Raw genomic sequence first — 16,507 nt, 5'->3', positions numbered from 1 at the left:
CTATCTAACTATGTAATCTATCTTTGAACGCGTGTTCGCTTAGGAATGACCGGCGAGCGGGCCATGGGCACGGTCGTTGCCGATCGGCTGCGGATCCCCGTCTTGTAGTCGGCAGAAGTGGAGTCATCGGATGACGAGCATCAGAGAAGCGTTGACACAATTGTGGTCGGCGCCCGACGGCATCAACATGATTCAGCAGGAACAGCGCTGGCACACCTGGGGTGAGGTGCGGCTACTGACTGAGAAGATCGACGCGGAGTTGACGCGTGCCGGTTGCGGCGAAGGAGCCCGGATCGGTGTGGTGCTCGGGAATAGGTTGGAATCGATTGCGGCGTTGCTGGCCACGCTCGGTAAGGGCCGGACCATCATCACGCTCAATCCCATGCAGCCGCCTCTCCGTGTTGCCGATGACATGGTGGCGTCGAAACCGCAGGTGGTCCTCGCGCCGGCCGATTTCTGGGATGGCGCGGAGTTCGAGGCTCAGGCCCGCGGTGCGGGGATCATCGGCTTAGCCGTCGACGGGCCCGATGTCGAGGAGCGTGTGGCCGGATCTGCGAGAGATCATGCGCCCGCGGATGCCGCCAATCCTGTTGCGGTGGAGATGTTCACCTCCGGAACAACCGGGGCGCCGAAGCGTATTCCGTTGACCTGGCGTCAGCTCGAGTCGTCGATGTCCGCCGTTCACAGACACACGGGCGCCGCGAAGCCGCGTCGCGATCCACTCACCGGTGGGGTTGCACTCGTGACGCTCGCCATCGTGCACATCGGCGGGATGTTCAGTGTCGTGCAGGCATTGACCGAGGCTCGGCCCTTCGTGTTGCTGCCGCGATTCACGGTCGAGGGGTGGACCAACGCCATACACGAGCATCAGTTGCGTGTGGCGAGTCTTCCGCCCGCCGCGATGCGGTCGGTCCTGGCTGCCGATGTCCCGAGAGAGAAACTGGCGAGTCTGCGCGCGGTCACCGCCGGGACCACTTTTGTCAGCCCGGATCTCGCAGATGAGTTCACCGGCAAATACGACATCCCGGTCATGATCGTCTATGGTGCAACGGAGTTCGGGGGCGCCGTGGCCGGTTGGAGCAAGCCGCTCATTCGCGAGTGGTGGAAACTCAAGCGCGGCAGCGTTGGACGCCCGTTTCCTGGCGTACGGATGCGAACCGTCGATGATGACGGTTCCGTTCTCCCAGTGGGCGGTGTCGGTCGCCTGGAAGTGTCGGCGAAGCAGGTCGGAAGCGGTGCGGGAGGGTGGCTGCGGACCAGTGACCTCGCGCACCTCGACGAGGACGGATTCTTGTACATCGACGGGCGGGCGGATGACGCCATCGTGCGTGGGGGGTTCAAGGTCCAACCTGAGACGGTCTGCAACGCTTTGCGCGGCCACGGCTCGGTCCATGACGCCACGGTCTACGGCCAGGATGATGAAAGGCTCGGGCAGGTACCGATTGCGGTCGTCGAACTGGTTGCCGGAGCACCCCCAGTCGACCAGGAAGAGCTGAGAACCTTCGTGCGAGGGCAGCTCACCGGCTACGAGGTACCGGTGGCAGTTCATACCGTCGAGGCGTTGCCGCGAACCGCATCGATGAAGGTCGACCGTCGACGAGTGCTGGAGATGGTTGCCGCCTTGACCACGACTCGAGTCTGAATCACGTTCCATTGCAATCGTTCCCGGACATGAGTCCGGACCCGCACCACCGAGGAGTACACCTTGCCCGCAGTGATCGTCGAAGTGGTCCGCACACCGGTCGGACGAAGGAACGGTGGACTCGCCGGAGTGCACCCTGCTGATCTGTCCGCGGTGGTGCTCGGCGCGCTCGTCGAACGAGCCGGCATCGAACCGGTCATCGTCGACGACGTCATCTGGGGATGCGTTCAGCAATTGGGCGATCAGGCCAATGACATCGCCCGGAACGCTGTCTTGTCGGCGGGTTGGCCTGACTCTGTTCCGGGTGTGACGATCGATCGGCAGTGTGGCTCGTCGCAACAGTCGCTGAACTTCGCCGTGGCGAGTGTCGAGGCGGGGCACTACGACGTCGTGATCGCCGGCGGTGTGGAATCCATGTCGCGTGTCCCGATGGGTTCGGCGGGCAAAGTCGGTGGGTCCCCGTACGGCCGGGGGTTCCTGGCCCGGTACGAGACCGCGCCGAACCAGGGGGTCGGCGCCGAGATGATCGCCGAGAAATGGGGTCTCACGCGCACCGAACTGGACGCTTTCTCGGCTCGATCGCATGAAAAGGCAGCTACGGCACAGGATGCCGGCCACTTCGAGAAGCAGATCATCCCGGTGACCACTCCGGACGGTACCGTTGTCTCCCGCGACGAAGGAATCCGCCGGGGCACCACGGTGGACAAGCTCGCCACTTTGAAGCCGGTTTTCAGAGAAGACGGAGTGATCCACGCGGGTAACGCGTCTCAGATCTCCGATGGCAGCGCCGCACTGCTGATCATGAGCGAGGAGGCCGCGGCCGAACATGGTCTGCACCCGATCGCACGCGTTCACACGGTGGTGGTCGCAGGCGCCGACCCGGTCATCATGCTGACCGCTCCGATTCCGGCAACCGCCAAAGCGCTCGCGAAGTCGGGTTTGACGGTCGATGACATCGGAATCTTCGAGGTGAACGAGGCATTTGCGCCCGTTCCGCTGGCATGGCTACGGGAGATCGGAGCCGATCCGGAGCGATTGAATCCCAACGGGGGCGCCATCGCCCTCGGACATCCGCTCGGTGGGTCCGGGGCGCGAATACTGACCGACATGATCGTTCACATGCAGCGCAACAACATTCGCTACGGTTTACAGACCATGTGCGAAGGTGGCGGACAGGCGAATGCCACCATCCTGGAGTTGGTAGACCAGCGCTGATCGCCGACGTTCGGGAACGACCGGACGCAGGGGCCGCGACCGTGTGGCTTCAGGCCGTGACAAGCCGGCGCCGATGGAACGAGACCGATCCGTCGACCAACTCGTCGACCTTGATTCGCCGTAGCAGCAGATGGAGGTCGTGTTCCCAGGTGAAGCCAATGCCGCCATGGACCTGCAACGCGATCTGGGCTGTGGTGCTGGTCCCCTCTCCGGCGAACGCCGCGGCAGCTGAGACTGCCCGGCCTCGGTTGTCGGCGTCACCGTCCAGGGCGACGGCCGCGGCCCACAGCGCGGCTCGCGATGTCTCGGTCGACAAGGCCATGTTCGCGCAATGATGTTTGATCGCCTGGAAGCTCGCGATCGGTCGGTCGAACTGGGTGCGCTGTCGCGCGTATCCCACGGTGGTATCGACCAGTCTGCGGGCGGCCCCGAGCGCGTCGAGACTTCGGTAGACGGTGAGCTCGTCATGCACAAACGCCACTGTTCCCGTCGAGAGATTGAACCACTGGTCGGCCTGCACTGTGGTGTTCAGCTCCACAACCGACCACGATCGGGTCAAATCCAGAGTTCTGAGTGTGCGGATCGTGACCGCTGCGACCGGTAGCACCACCGCCACCTCGGATCCGGATGTCGTCACGCACGTTATGAGGATGTGCGTCGCGTCGGCCAGTCCGGTGGCCGGCCCGGTGGTCCCGTTCAACGTCAAGGTTCTCCCGTCAACTTCGGCATGCAGTGCCGAACGCTCGAGCGACCCGAGGGCCGGGAGTACGATCTCCGCTGCGGATTCGGCGTCGCCGCGCAGTGGGTGATGCAGTAAATCGAGTAATCGCGCCGCCACAGCGAGTTCGGCCAGCGGTATCGGGCTGCAGCTGCGACCGTGTTCCTCGACGAGTACCGCGAGGTCCACGTGCGTGCCGCCGATCTCCGCCGTCAGCAGGCCGATCAGACCTGATTCGGTGAGGTGCCGGACCTCGACAGGTGACAGCCGGGGTGCTTTGCCTTCCGGCGATTCGCGTAGCCGAACCAAAGGATCGTTCTTCGTCAGCCAGGCGTGTTCGGCGTCTACGAGGGCTTCTTGTTCGTCGCTCAGCGCGAAGTCCATGGCACTCTCTCCTCATGTGTTTGACGTAGTTAACCATGTAATCTATCTTTTGGGTAGCAATGCCTCCCCCGCGAACTGTCAACGTGCATCCCACTTGTATCGATCGGAGTCAATCAACATGCAGAGCCGCGAAGCAGTGATCGTTGAGGCGGTCCGTACGCCCATCGGTAAGCGCAACGGCTCCCTCAGCGGAATACACCCGGTGGATCTGTCGGCGATCGTCCTGCGAGAGCTGGTGCTGCGAACGGGGATTGATCCAGTGATCGTCGACGACGTCATGTGGGGGTGCGTCACCCAACTCGGCGATCAGTCGAGCAATGTCGGCAGGTTCGCGGTTTTGGCCGCGGGGTGGCCCGACTCGGTGCCCGCAGTGACGATCAACCGGGCATGTGGATCAGGCCAGCAGGCAATCGAATCCGCCGCACACGCGGTGATCTCCGGCGCCTACGACGTCGCTGTGGCAGGTGGCGTCGAGACGATGTCCAGAGTTCCGCTGGGTGCTGCCCGGGCGTCAGGATTTCCCTACGGCCAGAAGGTTCTGGACCGGTACGATACAGATCATCTCGACCAGGGAACCGGCGCCGAGCTCATCGCCCGGAAGTGGGGACTGTCGCGTGCCAGGCTCGACGAGTACGCATCTCGTTCTCATCGGCTCACCGCTGATGCGATCGACAGTGGCGGGTTCGATGCTCAGTTGGTCGCGGTCGACACCCTCGACGGTAAGCTGGATGTCGACGAAGGATTGCGGCGGGGTACCACCCTTCAGACCCTCTCCAAGCTCAAACCGTCATTCCGCGACGACGGAGTCATCCACGCAGGAAACGCGTCCCAGATCTCCGATGGTGCCGCCGGTGTCCTGATCACCACGCCCGAGAAGGCCACCGAACTGGGGCTTACCCCGATGGTCCGTATCGTCGCCGGCTCGGTCGCGGGGGCAGACCCGGTACTGATGCTGACCGCGCCGATTCCGGCCACGCGAAAGGTGCTCGCCCGCACAGGTCTCGACATCAATGACATCGGTGTCATCGAGATCAATGAGGCGTTCGCGCCGGTTCCGTTGGCCTGGCAGATCGAACTGGACGCCGATCCCGATCGCGTCAATCCGTTGGGCGGTGCGATCTCGGTCGGGCACCCTCTAGGAGCGTCCGGCGCCATCCTGACCACGCGATTGATCCATCACATGCGTGACCGGGGATTGCGCTACGGGCTGCAGACCATCTGCGAGGGTGGCGGCACCGCCAATGCGACAATTTACGAACTCCTGTCCTAGTCGGCCCTTTCGTCGACCGAGCCCTATCGCCAGATCACCGATCAGGAGAAGCGCTGTGCCGCAACCGTTCTATGATGCCGACCACGGTGCTTTTCGCGGGGTCGTCCGTGAGTTCGTCAACCGGGAAGTGGTCCCGAACCTGGATCGGTGGGAAGAGGATCGCAGCACCGGACGCGACGTGTGGAAGTCTGCGGGTACCCACGGCATCCTGGGTATTCGTCTCCCCGAGGAATTCGGCGGTGGCGGTACGGCGGACTACCGCTTTCGATGCGTTGTCCAGGAAGAGCTCGCCCAGGTCGGTGCGGCTGCCCTGGCCTCGGCGTTCTCCATCAATGAGGACATCGTCGCCTCGTATCTGACCACATTCGGTACCGACGCCCAGAAGCAGCAATGGCTCTCACCGATGGCCGACGGTTCGGTCGTCGCGTCGATCGCATTGTCGGAACCGGCGGCCGGAAGTGACCTGCGTGGGATGAAAACCACTGCGATACGTGACGGTGACGACTGGGTCATCAACGGTGCGAAGACTTTCATCACGAGTGGCTTCTCGTCGGATCTCGTTCTTGCCGCCGCGCGTACCGGAGAGCGTGAGGGACGACCGCAGCTGTCACTCATCCTGATACCCACGACCACACCGGGTTTCGGTCGCGGTCGAAAACTTCGCAAGCTCGGCCTACATGCGCAGGACACAGCCGAGATCTCGTTTAGGGACGTGCGGGTACCGGTGGCAAACCTCGTCGGTGACGAAGGCCGAGGCTTTCATCACTTGACTGCGCAACTCCCGCTGGAGCGATTGTCGATCGCGTGGCGGGCGCTGTGCGCCGCCGAGGCCGCGCTGGAATGGACGGTTCGCTATACCAGTGAGCGGAAGGCGTTCGGAGAGCGGATCATCGACTTCCAGAACACGCGATTCAAGCTCGCCGAACTCACCACGGAGGTCGACATCACGCGTACGTTCCTCGAGCAAAGCATCCTGGCCTACAACGAGGGCACCTTCGACGCCACGCTCGGGGCCAAGGCCAAGTGGTGGACGACGGAATTGCAGAAGCGTGTCATCGACGGGTGCCTACAGCTATTCGGCGGATACGGCTACATGGACGAATACCCCATCTCGCGCGCGTACGCCGATGCGCGGGTCCAGACAATTGTCGGTGGCACCACAGAGATAATGAAAGAGATCATTGGGCGTGACCTGGCCCGCCGCTTCCCTGCCTGAAGCAGCGCGTGCAGGAGTCGTCGTCAACCCAACAAGAGTCTGGATCCAATGAAGCTGACAGACAACACATTCCTCGTCACCGGTGGTGCATCCGGTCTCGGTGAGGCGACCGCCACAGCCATCGTTGAAGGCGGTGGACGCGTCGTCATCGTCGATCTACGCGGCTCCGATGGTGAGTCGACGGCAAAGCGCCTCGGTGACGCGGCCACGTTCGTCCCTGCCGACATCACGGACGAAACGTCCCTGTCCGAAGCGCTCGATGCCGCCGGCTCACACGGGCCGCTACGGGGCGCGGTCCATTGCGCGGGCCGCGGTGGCGACCGACTACGAATCCTGGACCGCGACGGCAATCCGGCGCCGGTCGACAGCTTCCGCAACGTGGTCGAAGTCAACCTGATCGGCACCTACAATCTGTTGCGCCTCGCGGCTGCGCGCATCGCTCGGAACGAGCCGGTCGACGGTGAGCGGGGTGCGATCGTCCTGACCGCGTCGGTTGCCGCGTTCGATGGCCAGATCGGTCAAACCTCTTACACGGCATCGAAAGCAGCGGTCCACGGAATCACCCTGGTTGCCGCGCGTGACCTTGCCAGTGTCGGGATTCGTGTCAACACCATTGCTCCCGGACTCTTCGACACCCCGATGCTAGCCCGGCTACGCGACGACATCCGCGAGGGTCTCGCGGCCGGCGTCCCGTTCCCGAAGCGTCTCGGACTGCCCGCCGATTACGCGGGCATGGCGCTGACACTACTGCAGAACTCGTACGCCAACGGTGAGACGATCCGTCTCGACGGTGCGATCCGGATGGCGCCCCGATGACGGATCCACAGGGGAGCGAGGTTTTCGTCGAGTCGCGCGGTGGGATCCTAACGATCACGATCAACCGTCCGGCACAGCGCAATGCGATGACCAAGGCGGCGTCCGAGTTGATCGCTGATGCGCTGGTCCGTCTCGACGACGACCCTGATGTACGTGTCGGGATCCTCACGGGCAGCGGCGGCACCTTCTGCGCGGGGATGGATATGAGACGGTTCCAGCTCGGTGAGCGTCCAGTCGTCGCGGGCAGGGGTTTTGGCGGTCTCGTCGAGGCGCCGCCACGCAAACCGCTGATCGCGGCGGTCGAAGGTTGGGCACTCGGTGGTGGGTTCGAACTGGTGTTGGCGTCGGATCTTGTTGTCGCCGGTGCCGGTGCGAAGTTCGGTCTGCCCGAGGTGAAGCGAGGGCTGGCAGCTCGTGCGGGAGGCATCTTCCGGGCGCCACGGCTACTTCCCAGGGCGGTCGCGATGGAGTTACTGCTGACCGGGGAGCCGATCACTGCCGAGATCGCTCACGGATACGGACTGATCAATCGGGTGGTGGAGGACGGTTCCGCTGCGCCCGTGGCCCGCGAACTCGCGGTGACGATAGCCGCCAACGCTCCACTGGCCGTTCAGGCGAGCAAGGCGTTTGCCCTCGAGTCCCGGACACTGACCGATGCCGAAGCGTTCGAGCGTCAGTCTGCCTACACCGACCCGGTGTTTGCGTCGGAGGATGCCACTGAAGGCCCGAGGGCCTTCACCGAGCGTCGGGCACCGCGCTGGACGGGCCGGTGAACGTGCCCGTCCAACGTTCGATCGTCGGTTCCGTCAGAAGTATTGCGATCCGCCATCGATCGAAATGTGCTCGGCGGTAATGAATTTTCCTTCTTCCGACACCAAGAAGGCCACCAGATCCGCAACTTCTTCGGGCTCTGCCGAGAACTGATTGAGGAAAGGCATACCCATGCCGGCCAGACGCGGATTGCTTTCGTTCGTCTTCACGATGCGCGGGATCATCTCACCCGTGCCCATGGGCGAATTGACGGCACCGGGGTGCACGCTGTTGACCCGGATATTGTGCTGGCCGAGCTCCGCGGCAAACGCGCGCGTCATCCCGACGAGGGCGTGCTTGCTGGTCGTGTAGTGAACCATGAACGGCTGCAACTTCTTGCCTGCCAGCGAGCTGATCAGTACCACTGCGCCGCCACCGCGGGCGATCAGGTGCGGGGCGCCGGCGGTGATGGTGTTCCAGACACCGGTCACATTGATGTCGATCGTGTCTCGAAAGCTGTCTGCGGTGATGTCAGACCACACTTGGGGGACGCATATCCCGGCGTTGGCGATGACGGTGTCGAGCCCACCGAACGCTGCCACACCCTCATCGACGACAGCTTTCAGCGCGTCGAGATCTCGAACGTCGCCCTGGACGAGAAGTGCTTTTGCACCGGCCTCTTCGATGAGGCGGCGCGTTTCGTCGAGATCGGCAACGGTGGCTGAATCGTAGGGGACATGCGGTAGCGGGCCGGCCAGATCGACCCCGATGACATTGGCACCTTCTCGCGCCGCGAGAACAGCGTGTGACCGCCCCTGCCCGCGTGCAACACCGGTGATGAAGACTACCTTGTCCTCGAAACGTCCCATGTGTCAGTTCCTTTCGAAATTCTTCGTCGACGGTTGTCAGGTGCGGGAGGTTGCCGGAACCGCCGTGGTATCGGCACGCAGCGTGTGCTTCATGATCTTTCCTGTCGCGTTGCGAGGCAATTCGGTGACGATCACCAGATCCCGGGGCTTCTTGTAGGACGCCAGGCTCTTGCGGCAATGCGTGATCAGTTCGTCGAGGGCCGGAGGGTTGTCGGCGTCGGCCGGGACTATCACCGCGACAACGGCTTCGCCGAGCTTCTCGTCGGGGCGGCCGATCACTGCGGCATCCGCGACCGCGGGGTGTGTGCTCAATGTCAGCTCGACTTCGGCCGAGTAGATGTTCTCGCCGCCGGAGATGATCAAGTCCTTCTTCCGATCGACGACGAAGACGTAGCCGTCGGCGTCGCGACGAACCAGATCGCCGGAGTGGAACCAGTCTCCCTCGAACGCTGCCGCGGTCGCCTCTGGGTTGTTCCAGTATTCGCGCATGAGTCCACGCCCCCGGTAGACGATTTCGCCCGTTTCTCCGGGGCCGACATCCTTCATCTCGTCGTCGACCACCCGGATCGAGACATTGAGAGCCGGACGGCCGACGGACCCCTGCTTCGCGATTGCCTCGTCGCCGTAGAGCACACAGGTGATGGGTGACATCTCGGTTTGTCCGAAGATCGCGACGATCTCGGCGGTCGGGAACGTTGTGCCCAACGTCTCGAGCAGGACAACCGATGCCGGTGCCGCGCCCCACGTGATGGCGCGCAGAGTGCGGCCCCGATCGCCGGCGTCGGGAACCGCGACGATGGCCTGCCACTGCGGAGGGACCATGAATGTGGTTGTGACGCCCTCGCTCTCGACGAGGTTGAGGACATCGTCCGGGTTGAACGGGGTGCTCGGCAGGATCACCAGCGGCCGCCCGAACCGGATAGGCGCCGTGGTCGCCCCGAAGCCACCGATATGGAACAAGGGAGTGGCGGCGAGGACCACCTCGTTGTCGTAGACGAACTTCCAGGCGCGAACCAGCACATCGGTGGTTGCGGCGAAATTGTCATGGGTCAGGACCGCGCCTTTCGGGCGCCCGGTGGTTCCGGATGTGTACATGATCGCGGCGGGATCGTCGGAGTTGACGGTAGCCGGTGCGTGCGCCGGCCATTTCCCGCTGATGATCTCGTCGTAGTCGGTGGCGCCGACAGCGGAGGTTCCGTCCGAATCGGCGATCACCACGGCAATACCGGCGGTCGCCGCCGCGGCCCTGGCCACCGCGCCGAACGTGGAGTCGGTGACCAGCAACGTCGCTCCGGAGTCGGCGAGGATGTATTCGACTTCTGGTTGGGTGAGTCGGAAATTGATGGGTACCACCATGGCGCCGAGGCGGGCGCAGGCGTATGTGACCTCCAAGAACTCAGGTCGGTTGCCCATGAACAATGCCACCCGATCACCCTGGTGGACACCGAAGTTGACTGCCCAGTCGGCCACCTGTGAGACACGGTGATCGAGCTCGGACCACGTCGTGGTGGCACCACCGAACCGCAGTGCCGGTTGGTCTGGACGGTTGTCGGCGTGGTGGCGGATCTGGGTCGACCAGGTGGCGTTGCGGCTAGCGCTGAGTTCGGACACGGAGATACCTTTCTACCGGGATTGCAGGTCAGTTCTGTATGGGCAAAGTGTTGAAATGTTTGATCGTGTCGGATTTGACCCGGCCGAGGGGGATGCGGAAGACGCCGCCGACCACCGAGTGGGCGATCGTGGATGAAGTCGCGAGTTCGACCGCGAAGGTCCATCGAAGTCGGGAACCGTCGCCGTCGGCAACCACTTCGGTGTACTCACCGAAGCGGCGCAGTCCCGGAATGTTCGCATCGGTCACCAGAAATGCGTTCCGGTACCGACTGGCCTCGGTGTCGGCCTCCCAGATGAAGTATCTCTCGGAGAGCTTGATTCGGCCGTGGCCGAGCACCGCAGACCGTGTGGTGCCGATGCCGTGCGGTTCTGGTGAAGTGAACTCGATCGAATTGATTTCGCTGCACCAGTCAAGGGTGTTCTCCCTGGTCAGCTCCGCCCAGGCGCGCTCCGGCCGCACCGGGATGCGGGTGTCGATCCGATAGGTGATCGGTGCCCGATCGAAGAAGTCTTCCGCAAAGGGAGACAGGTTGTGGCTACGTGGCATGGGGTGAGCATATACACGTGACGACACAAAACGACAGGTTTGCTCCAAGTTGCCAACTCTAGGGCGAACGGTGCCGCTGCCGGTGGAACGGTGGGGTCGATGCCCCTGCTGATCAGGTCACCAGATGGCTGGTGCGAGGAATGTTGCGGCGAATTTGCCGACCGATTCGTCACTGCTCATGTCGACTGCGTTCGATGGAACGGCAAGTATCGACGTCGTCACCCGGACCGCCACTTCGACGGCCGTGCGCAGGTCATCGAATGGCATTTTGGCCCCGGTGTCCTGGAGGAGGGTGGCGCCGATGTGGGTGATCGCTTCGAGGACGGAGTCCATTCCGGGGTTGGTGAAACCGAAGAAGCCGCTGAACATCTCCGGATCAGAAGAGACCAACTGCCTGATCAGCGCATCTTCGCGCGAGTAGCGGACGGCCGTCACCGTGGCGCGTACCAGTGCCTCCTGCGGTGTGGGTGCCTTCGACTCGGTCGCCAGTCGGCTCATCATCGAGCCCGATGTCTCACTCACGACAGCGAACAGCAGGGCTTCTTTGCTGGGAAATCGGCGATAGAGGGTGCTTCGGCTGACGCCGGCTCTTTGCGCGATCAGTTCCATATTGGCCCGTCGGATGCCGACGGTCGAGAACTCCGCGTAACCAGCTTGGAGAATGTGCTGACCTTGCTGTTCCGGACTCGCAGTTGTGCGCAGCGGTCGCCCCAGGGCCATGTCGTGATCGACCTTTCTGATTGTGGTGCGCTCATCGTATCCACACCCTCGACTCGAACTCACCAGTGTTGGTCGGTGCCAGGTGCAGTGATGTGCAGGATCTTTGCTCGGGAGTGTGACGGGTGCTACTCTGAGATGTAGAGACGTAATCGTGTCAAACATTCAAGGACGTCCTCCCTGGCCGACTGCGACCCCCAGGCGGAAGACCCTCCCGCAACCGCTCGATCGGTGCGAGGGACACTGCCTTTCCGGAAAGGAAAGTGAAACGACTTGTCTTGCAAGAAAACTCGATCCAATGGGGTGGTCACCGATCGGCTGGGGGGTCTGATCGGTCCGGAGCTGGTGGCGAGCACGTGAACACACCGGTCGGCCGTGAAACGCTGGCGGTCAAGGTCGCAGACTCCGATCCCGGAGTGGACACCGCTGAAAACGACAGAAGCATCCCGGGTGGCTGGGAGATATGGCTGTTCGTCCTCGGGGAGATGACGATCTTTGTTGTCATGTTCGCGACCTACGCCTATTCTCGCTCGGACAATCCGGATGCCTTTGCCGCAGCCCAGGAGCATGTCCACAAGGGTTTTGGGGCGATCAACACGCTCGTGTTGCTGACAAGTTCCCTGTTCGTTGTACTGGCTCTGACTGCTGTCCGATTCGGCGAACGCGGAGTGGCATATCGCTTGCTCTACGCTGCCATGGGTTGTGGCGTCTTGTTCATGGTCATCAAGTCGATCGAGTGGACCATCGAGATCCGAGCCGGATTGACCTTCGGCTCAAGTGCTTTCGGCTCGTACTACTACATGATGTGCGCATTGCATTTGGGTCATGTGGTGGTAGGACTGATTGCACTCTTCGCGATTGTGACCCATCTTCGTCGGCGACCCGAGCCCAACTGGCAACTGGTGGATTCGGCGGCCATCTACTGGCACATGGTTGACCTGCTGTGGATCATCCTGTTCCCGCTTCTCTACTTGGTGAGGTGATCTGAATGCTTCAAATGGCGTTACGGACCACGGTGGTCCGAGTTTGGCTGTTCTTGATGGTCAGCACGTTGATCTCCTGGTGGGTGGGGTCCGTCACGATCGCCGGCCTCGGCGACTCGGGCAACGCTCGCGACGTCTATACGACGATCGTGCTGCTCATCGCAATCATCAAGGTCTGGTTTGTCATCCGCTATTTCATGGAGGTTCGCGAGGCTCCGCGTCGATTGCGAACCATCTGCGATGTCTGGGTCGTTCTGGTCGGGCTGACGATCATCTCCTTCTATCCCTTCGGCCTGCTGTGAGGTTCAACAAATGTCACTGAATACAAGAGACCAGAGCCTTTGTCTCTGGTTGGCACCGATCTTCGTGGTGCTCCTCATTGCTGCGATGGCGATTGCAGGTTTCCTGCCGCCCATGTCCCCGAACATGTCGGCGGAAGACGTTGCGGCGTACTACCGGGACAATGTCGGTCCGATCCGTACCGGTCTGTTGATCATCAACGCCGCGTCGGCGCTCGTCGTCCCGTTCTTTGTTGTGGTCGCGATGCAGATGAGTCGGATGAAGCTGTGGAATCAGGCTCTTCTGTACGCGTTTTTCATGTGCGTCGCATCGAATGCGGGATTGTTCGCAGTCGCCGATGTTGCGTGGTTGGCCGCGGCCCTGCGTCCGGACAGGCAGCCGGAACTGATCCAGTTGCTCAATGACATCGGGTGGATCTGCTTCGTTGCCCCCGTGGGGGTCCTGGTCGTCCAGATCGGCCTCCTCGGCGCGGCGATCCTGCTCGATCAGAGTCGGCGTCCGGTCTTCCCGAGATGGTCGGGATGGTTCACCATTGCGATGGCGGTGTGCATCGCGCCGAGTGCACTGGCCGTGTCCACGACCGACGGTCCGCTGGCGTGGGACGGTGCCATCTCGTTTTACCTGAGGTTCGGTTCCTACATCCTGTTCCTGATTGTGCTGTGGATGCTCACCCGCGCTGCGCTGAAACGTCAGGTCCAGGACGAACTCGACGAGATGACCGAGTTGGCCGGCGTCGAGGGTGAGATTCAGGAGTCCGGCAGGAGCACGGTATGACCACGCTCGACACCACGTCGACGACGGCAATGGGCAAGAAAAAGCGCAACGACCCCTTCGGCTTTCGGCCGACGAGGCGAACATTCGATCAATGGGTGTGCCTGTGGATGTACCCCGTGGCGATGGTCGCGCTGACGCTCGCGATGTTCACGATCGGACCGCTCATGCCGCCGATTGCGCCGTCGAAGAACCCGGAGGAAGTCGCCGAGATCTACCGCGGTACCAGCCTGATCTCGATTCCGATCGTGGTCCTGCTGTTCGTCAATGGTCTGCAGGTGCCGTTGCAGGGCCTGGCCATCGCGTTCATCCGGAAGATGCCACGCAGTGGAAAGCTGTTCGGGAACATCTATCTGGGTGTCTATGCGGCGGTCATGTTGCCGACGACGGGAACCCTCACCGCGATCTGGGGTGTGCTCGTCCTCCGTCCTGAACGAGACCCGGCGATGATCCAGATGCTCAACGACGTCTGCTACCTCATCCTGATCGCAGTGATCAGTGGCTTTTTGATCCAATATTCGATCATTGCGATAGCGATCTTCGTCAACGGCGGCAAGGTGTTGCCGCTGTGGTTCGGCTACGTCAGCGTGTGGGCCGCGGTGTCGGAGCTGCTGTTCTTGCCGGCATTCGTCTGGCGCACCGGACCTTTCGCCTGGAACGGTCTACTCGACTTCTGGCTTGGGATCATCATCTTCGGCATCTGGATGGTCGGCCTGGTACTGGCGATCGGCGGGGCGATCAAGGACAGCGTCCCACGAGTCGGAGAGCCGGACGATGCGCAAGACAACGTCGCCCAGACGTCATTCGGGTGATCGATCCAGCGATGTCGTCCGGTCGACCATGCTCAGCGGTCGTTCGAAGTCAGTGTGGCCCAGGAGGACTCTTCGATGTGCTCGCCGACAGTGAGGTGATGACCGGATGAGAACGTTCGGTCGTACAGTCCGCCTAGGCGCCCTCACCTCGATCTACGTTGTGACCGACGTGGCGACCGGTCGGTTTCCGTTCCGCGACGCCGTGGTGCAGGCATGGTTTCTGCTGACCGTCACGGTGTTGCCCGCCATTCTCATGTCGATTCCATTCGGTGTCATCATTGCCGTTCAAATCGGCAGCCTCACCAGCAATCTCGGTGCATCGTCGATGTCCGGTGCGGTCGGTGGGATGGGTGTCATGCAACAAGGTGCGCCGATGGCAGCAGCGCTTTTGATCGGTGGTGCGGGGGCCTCGGCGGTTGCGGCCGACCTCGGCGCCCGCACCATCCGCGAGGAAATCGATGCCATGCGTGTGCTCGGCATCGATCCGATGCGCCGGTTGGTGGCACCCCGGTTGGTTGCGATGACCTTGGTCGCACCGGTGCTGGCCATCTTCATCATCCTGGTCAGCGTCCTGGCCAGCTTTGTGGTCGCGGTGATGGGGCAGGGTGTCGTCAGCGGTTCCTATTGGCAGTCGTTCGGGAGTTTCGCATCGATCACCGACCTCGCGATCTGCGTCTTCAAATCTGTGATCTTCGGATATGTCGTGGTCATCATCGCCAGCTACCGAGGACTGGACGCAAAAGGTGGACCGCGAGGAGTTGCCGATGCGGTGAACGCGGCGGTGGTGCTCGGGATCGTTGTTGCTGTTGTCCTCAACCTCGTCATCACCCAGGTGACGTCGATGTTCTATCCACCGCAGCTCGTCTGAGGAATGATGACGTGAAGCCAGTGAGCACCCCCAGTCGGTATCGGCCGCAGATTTTCAGGTGGATCGACCGGGTCCGGTTCGGTCCCCGGCTCTGGGCCGCACCTGAACGCCTCGGTCATCTTGTACATTTCGTCGCGCAGGTGATCGCGGGCTTCCTGCCGGCATTGACCAAGTATCGGTCGCATGTCCTCGTTGCGTTCAACGACGTCACCTGGGGGCGTGGTTCTGTTGTCGTGGGCGGGGGAATCGCCGGAGTTCTCATCATTTTGGGCGCTGCCACCGGCGGGATGATCGGGGTTCTCGGCGTCACGTCGCTCAGCACGCTCAACCTCGGTGCGATGAGCGGGCTGTTGTCAGCACTTGCCAGCACCCGCGAGATAGCCCCGATGATCGCCGCCGTCGGTTTCGCGGCCCAGGCCGGCTGCCGGATGACCGCGGAGATCGGCTCCATGCGGATCGCCGAGGAAATCGACGCCATCGAGGTGCAGGGAGTCCGCCCGATCCCGTTTGTGGTGACGACGCGTGTCATCGCCGGGATGCTCGCCATAGTGCCGATCTATCTGGCGGCCCTGACGGTGAGTTACCTTTCAGCGCAATTGGTCTCGTCGGTGCTCTATCAGCAGTCCGAGGGCGCCTATCAACACTACTTCCACATGTTCGTCGAGCCGGTGGATGTCGTCTACTCGGTGGTCAAGGTCCTGATCCTCACCGTCGCGGTCATCATCGCGCACTCGTACTACGGCTTCTACGCCAGCGGCGGGCCCGAGGGCGTCGGGGTCGCGTCAGGTCGCGCCATTCGCGCAAGTCTGGTCCTGATCGTGTCACTGGACATGGTTCTGACAATCCTGATGTGGGGATTCGACACGGCGGTGAGTTTCTCGGGATGAAATGGGTATTCGGGCAAGGGCGGAGCCACCACGGACTCGGTGTGTGGGCTCTGCGTAGTAGAGGACTTGTGTTGTTGGCCGTTGTCTGCGTCCTTGTCGCGGTATGGGTCGTCAAGCCGTTCTCATCTGAC

Annotated in this window: 17 protein-coding genes; 12 read left to right on the top strand and 5 right to left on the bottom strand. The window is 62.4% G+C overall.

The genetic code is table 11. The features are described from left to right. The first annotated feature begins 130 nt into the window (after window positions 1-130). Together VIQ49_RS27275 and VIQ49_RS27270 are read left to right on the top strand one after the other, a co-directional pair. Window positions 131-1,642, top strand: a complete 1,512-nt coding sequence (locus VIQ49_RS27275) for a class I adenylate-forming enzyme family protein (protein ID WP_331890032.1) — start codon at window positions 131-133, stop codon at window positions 1,640-1,642. A 63-nt stretch (window positions 1,643-1,705) separates the two neighbouring features. Next, window positions 1,706-2,857: a thiolase family protein gene (locus VIQ49_RS27270; RefSeq protein ID WP_331890030.1), complete on the top strand. Its 1,152-nt coding sequence runs from the start codon at window positions 1,706-1,708 to the stop codon at window positions 2,855-2,857. Between the two features lie 49 nt (window positions 2,858-2,906). Here the strand turns inward: VIQ49_RS27270 and VIQ49_RS27265 are convergent, their stop codons facing one another. Next, the gene (locus tag VIQ49_RS27265) at window positions 2,907-3,959 is read right to left on the bottom strand and encodes an acyl-CoA dehydrogenase family protein (RefSeq protein ID WP_331890028.1); all 1,053 of its coding nucleotides are present in this window, start codon (window positions 3,957-3,959) and stop codon (window positions 2,907-2,909) included. A gap of 118 nt (window positions 3,960-4,077) precedes the next feature. Between VIQ49_RS27265 and VIQ49_RS27260 the strand changes: the two genes are divergently transcribed. Genes VIQ49_RS27260 through VIQ49_RS27245 form a run of 4 tightly spaced genes read left to right on the top strand, consistent with a single transcriptional unit; the run spans window position 4,078 to window position 8,034 of the window. Beyond that, entirely contained in the window at window positions 4,078-5,229 is a 1,152-nt protein-coding gene (locus VIQ49_RS27260) for a thiolase family protein (protein ID WP_331890026.1), read from the top strand. 55 nt (window positions 5,230-5,284) lie between these two features. After that, window positions 5,285-6,445, top strand: a complete 1,161-nt coding sequence (locus VIQ49_RS27255) for an acyl-CoA dehydrogenase family protein (RefSeq protein ID WP_331890024.1) — start codon at window positions 5,285-5,287, stop codon at window positions 6,443-6,445. 48 nt (window positions 6,446-6,493) lie between these two features. Next, a complete protein-coding gene (locus VIQ49_RS27250) occupies window positions 6,494-7,261 on the top strand; it encodes an SDR family NAD(P)-dependent oxidoreductase (protein WP_331890022.1) in 768 nt (255 codons plus the stop codon). After that, entirely contained in the window at window positions 7,258-8,034 is a 777-nt protein-coding gene (locus tag VIQ49_RS27245; RefSeq protein ID WP_331890020.1) for a crotonase/enoyl-CoA hydratase family protein, read from the top strand. The genes VIQ49_RS27250 and VIQ49_RS27245 overlap by 4 nt, the downstream gene beginning before the upstream one ends. A 33-nt stretch (window positions 8,035-8,067) precedes the next feature. On the opposite strand, the gene VIQ49_RS27240 is transcribed toward VIQ49_RS27245, so the two are convergent. From VIQ49_RS27240 to VIQ49_RS27225, 4 genes are all read right to left on the bottom strand, one after another. Further along, window positions 8,068-8,880, bottom strand: coding sequence for a mycofactocin-coupled SDR family oxidoreductase (locus VIQ49_RS27240; protein ID WP_331890018.1), 813 nt, complete (start codon window positions 8,878-8,880; stop codon window positions 8,068-8,070). A 36-nt stretch (window positions 8,881-8,916) separates the two neighbouring features. Continuing rightward, a complete protein-coding gene (locus VIQ49_RS27235) occupies window positions 8,917-10,491 on the bottom strand; it encodes a long-chain-fatty-acid--CoA ligase (protein WP_331890016.1) in 1,575 nt (524 codons plus the stop codon). Between the two features lie 28 nt (window positions 10,492-10,519). Beyond that, window positions 10,520-11,038: an SRPBCC family protein gene (locus VIQ49_RS27230; RefSeq protein ID WP_331890014.1), complete on the bottom strand. Its 519-nt coding sequence runs from the start codon at window positions 11,036-11,038 to the stop codon at window positions 10,520-10,522. A 117-nt stretch (window positions 11,039-11,155) separates the two neighbouring features. Further along, the gene (locus tag VIQ49_RS27225) at window positions 11,156-11,758 is read right to left on the bottom strand and encodes a helix-turn-helix domain-containing protein (RefSeq protein WP_331890012.1); all 603 of its coding nucleotides are present in this window, start codon (window positions 11,756-11,758) and stop codon (window positions 11,156-11,158) included. Window positions 11,759-12,111: 353 nt separating this feature from the next. Here VIQ49_RS27225 and VIQ49_RS27220 point away from each other — a divergent pair, with 353 nt between their 5' ends. The 6 genes from VIQ49_RS27220 to VIQ49_RS27195 all read left to right on the top strand — a co-directional run bounded on the left by VIQ49_RS27220 (window position 12,112) and on the right by VIQ49_RS27195 (window position 16,376). Next, window positions 12,112-12,738 (top strand): cytochrome c oxidase subunit 3, encoded by a 627-nt coding sequence (locus tag VIQ49_RS27220; protein ID WP_331890009.1) that lies wholly within the window; start codon window positions 12,112-12,114, stop codon window positions 12,736-12,738. A 5-nt stretch (window positions 12,739-12,743) separates the two neighbouring features. Then, complete coding sequence (locus tag VIQ49_RS27215) at window positions 12,744-13,040, top strand: cytochrome C oxidase subunit IV family protein (protein WP_331890008.1); 297 nt, start codon at window positions 12,744-12,746, stop codon at window positions 13,038-13,040. A gap of 10 nt (window positions 13,041-13,050) precedes the next feature. Next, window positions 13,051-13,812, top strand: coding sequence for a hypothetical protein (locus VIQ49_RS27210; RefSeq protein WP_331890006.1), 762 nt, complete (start codon window positions 13,051-13,053; stop codon window positions 13,810-13,812). Continuing rightward, window positions 13,809-14,621 (top strand): hypothetical protein, encoded by an 813-nt coding sequence (locus tag VIQ49_RS27205; RefSeq protein ID WP_331890004.1) that lies wholly within the window; start codon window positions 13,809-13,811, stop codon window positions 14,619-14,621. Before VIQ49_RS27210 ends, VIQ49_RS27205 begins: the two co-directional genes overlap by 4 nt. 106 nt (window positions 14,622-14,727) lie before the next feature. Further along, window positions 14,728-15,489 (top strand): ABC transporter permease, encoded by a 762-nt coding sequence (locus VIQ49_RS27200; RefSeq protein ID WP_331890002.1) that lies wholly within the window; start codon window positions 14,728-14,730, stop codon window positions 15,487-15,489. A 20-nt stretch (window positions 15,490-15,509) separates the two neighbouring features. Then, window positions 15,510-16,376 (top strand): ABC transporter permease, encoded by an 867-nt coding sequence (locus tag VIQ49_RS27195; protein WP_331890000.1) that lies wholly within the window; start codon window positions 15,510-15,512, stop codon window positions 16,374-16,376. The last annotated feature ends 131 nt before the right edge of the window (window positions 16,377-16,507 follow it).

The organism is Williamsia sp., from assembly GCF_036566845.1.
Lineage (GTDB): Bacteria > Actinomycetota > Actinomycetes > Mycobacteriales > Mycobacteriaceae > Williamsia.
The sequence above is the reverse complement of the archived record's forward strand: the minus strand, read 5'-3'. Positions and strand labels throughout refer to the sequence as shown.

Coding starts and splice junctions, on each gene's coding strand:
- VIQ49_RS27275 (WP_331890032.1), top strand. CDS start 131: ATGACGAGCATCAGAGAAGCGTTGACACAATTGTGGTCGGCGCCCGAC.
- VIQ49_RS27265 (WP_331890028.1), bottom strand. CDS start 3,959: ATGGACTTCGCGCTGAGCGACGAACAAGAAGCCCTCGTAGACGCCGAA.
- VIQ49_RS27260 (WP_331890026.1), top strand. CDS start 4,078: ATGCAGAGCCGCGAAGCAGTGATCGTTGAGGCGGTCCGTACGCCCATC.
- VIQ49_RS27250 (WP_331890022.1), top strand. CDS start 6,494: ATGAAGCTGACAGACAACACATTCCTCGTCACCGGTGGTGCATCCGGT.
- VIQ49_RS27245 (WP_331890020.1), top strand. CDS start 7,258: ATGACGGATCCACAGGGGAGCGAGGTTTTCGTCGAGTCGCGCGGTGGG.
- VIQ49_RS27240 (WP_331890018.1), bottom strand. CDS start 8,880: ATGGGACGTTTCGAGGACAAGGTAGTCTTCATCACCGGTGTTGCACGC.
- VIQ49_RS27230 (WP_331890014.1), bottom strand. CDS start 11,038: ATGCCACGTAGCCACAACCTGTCTCCCTTTGCGGAAGACTTCTTCGAT.
- VIQ49_RS27225 (WP_331890012.1), bottom strand. CDS start 11,758: ATGGCCCTGGGGCGACCGCTGCGCACAACTGCGAGTCCGGAACAGCAA.
- VIQ49_RS27215 (WP_331890008.1), top strand. CDS start 12,744: ATGCTTCAAATGGCGTTACGGACCACGGTGGTCCGAGTTTGGCTGTTC.
- VIQ49_RS27210 (WP_331890006.1), top strand. CDS start 13,051: ATGTCACTGAATACAAGAGACCAGAGCCTTTGTCTCTGGTTGGCACCG.
- VIQ49_RS27205 (WP_331890004.1), top strand. CDS start 13,809: ATGACCACGCTCGACACCACGTCGACGACGGCAATGGGCAAGAAAAAG.
- VIQ49_RS27200 (WP_331890002.1), top strand. CDS start 14,728: ATGAGAACGTTCGGTCGTACAGTCCGCCTAGGCGCCCTCACCTCGATC.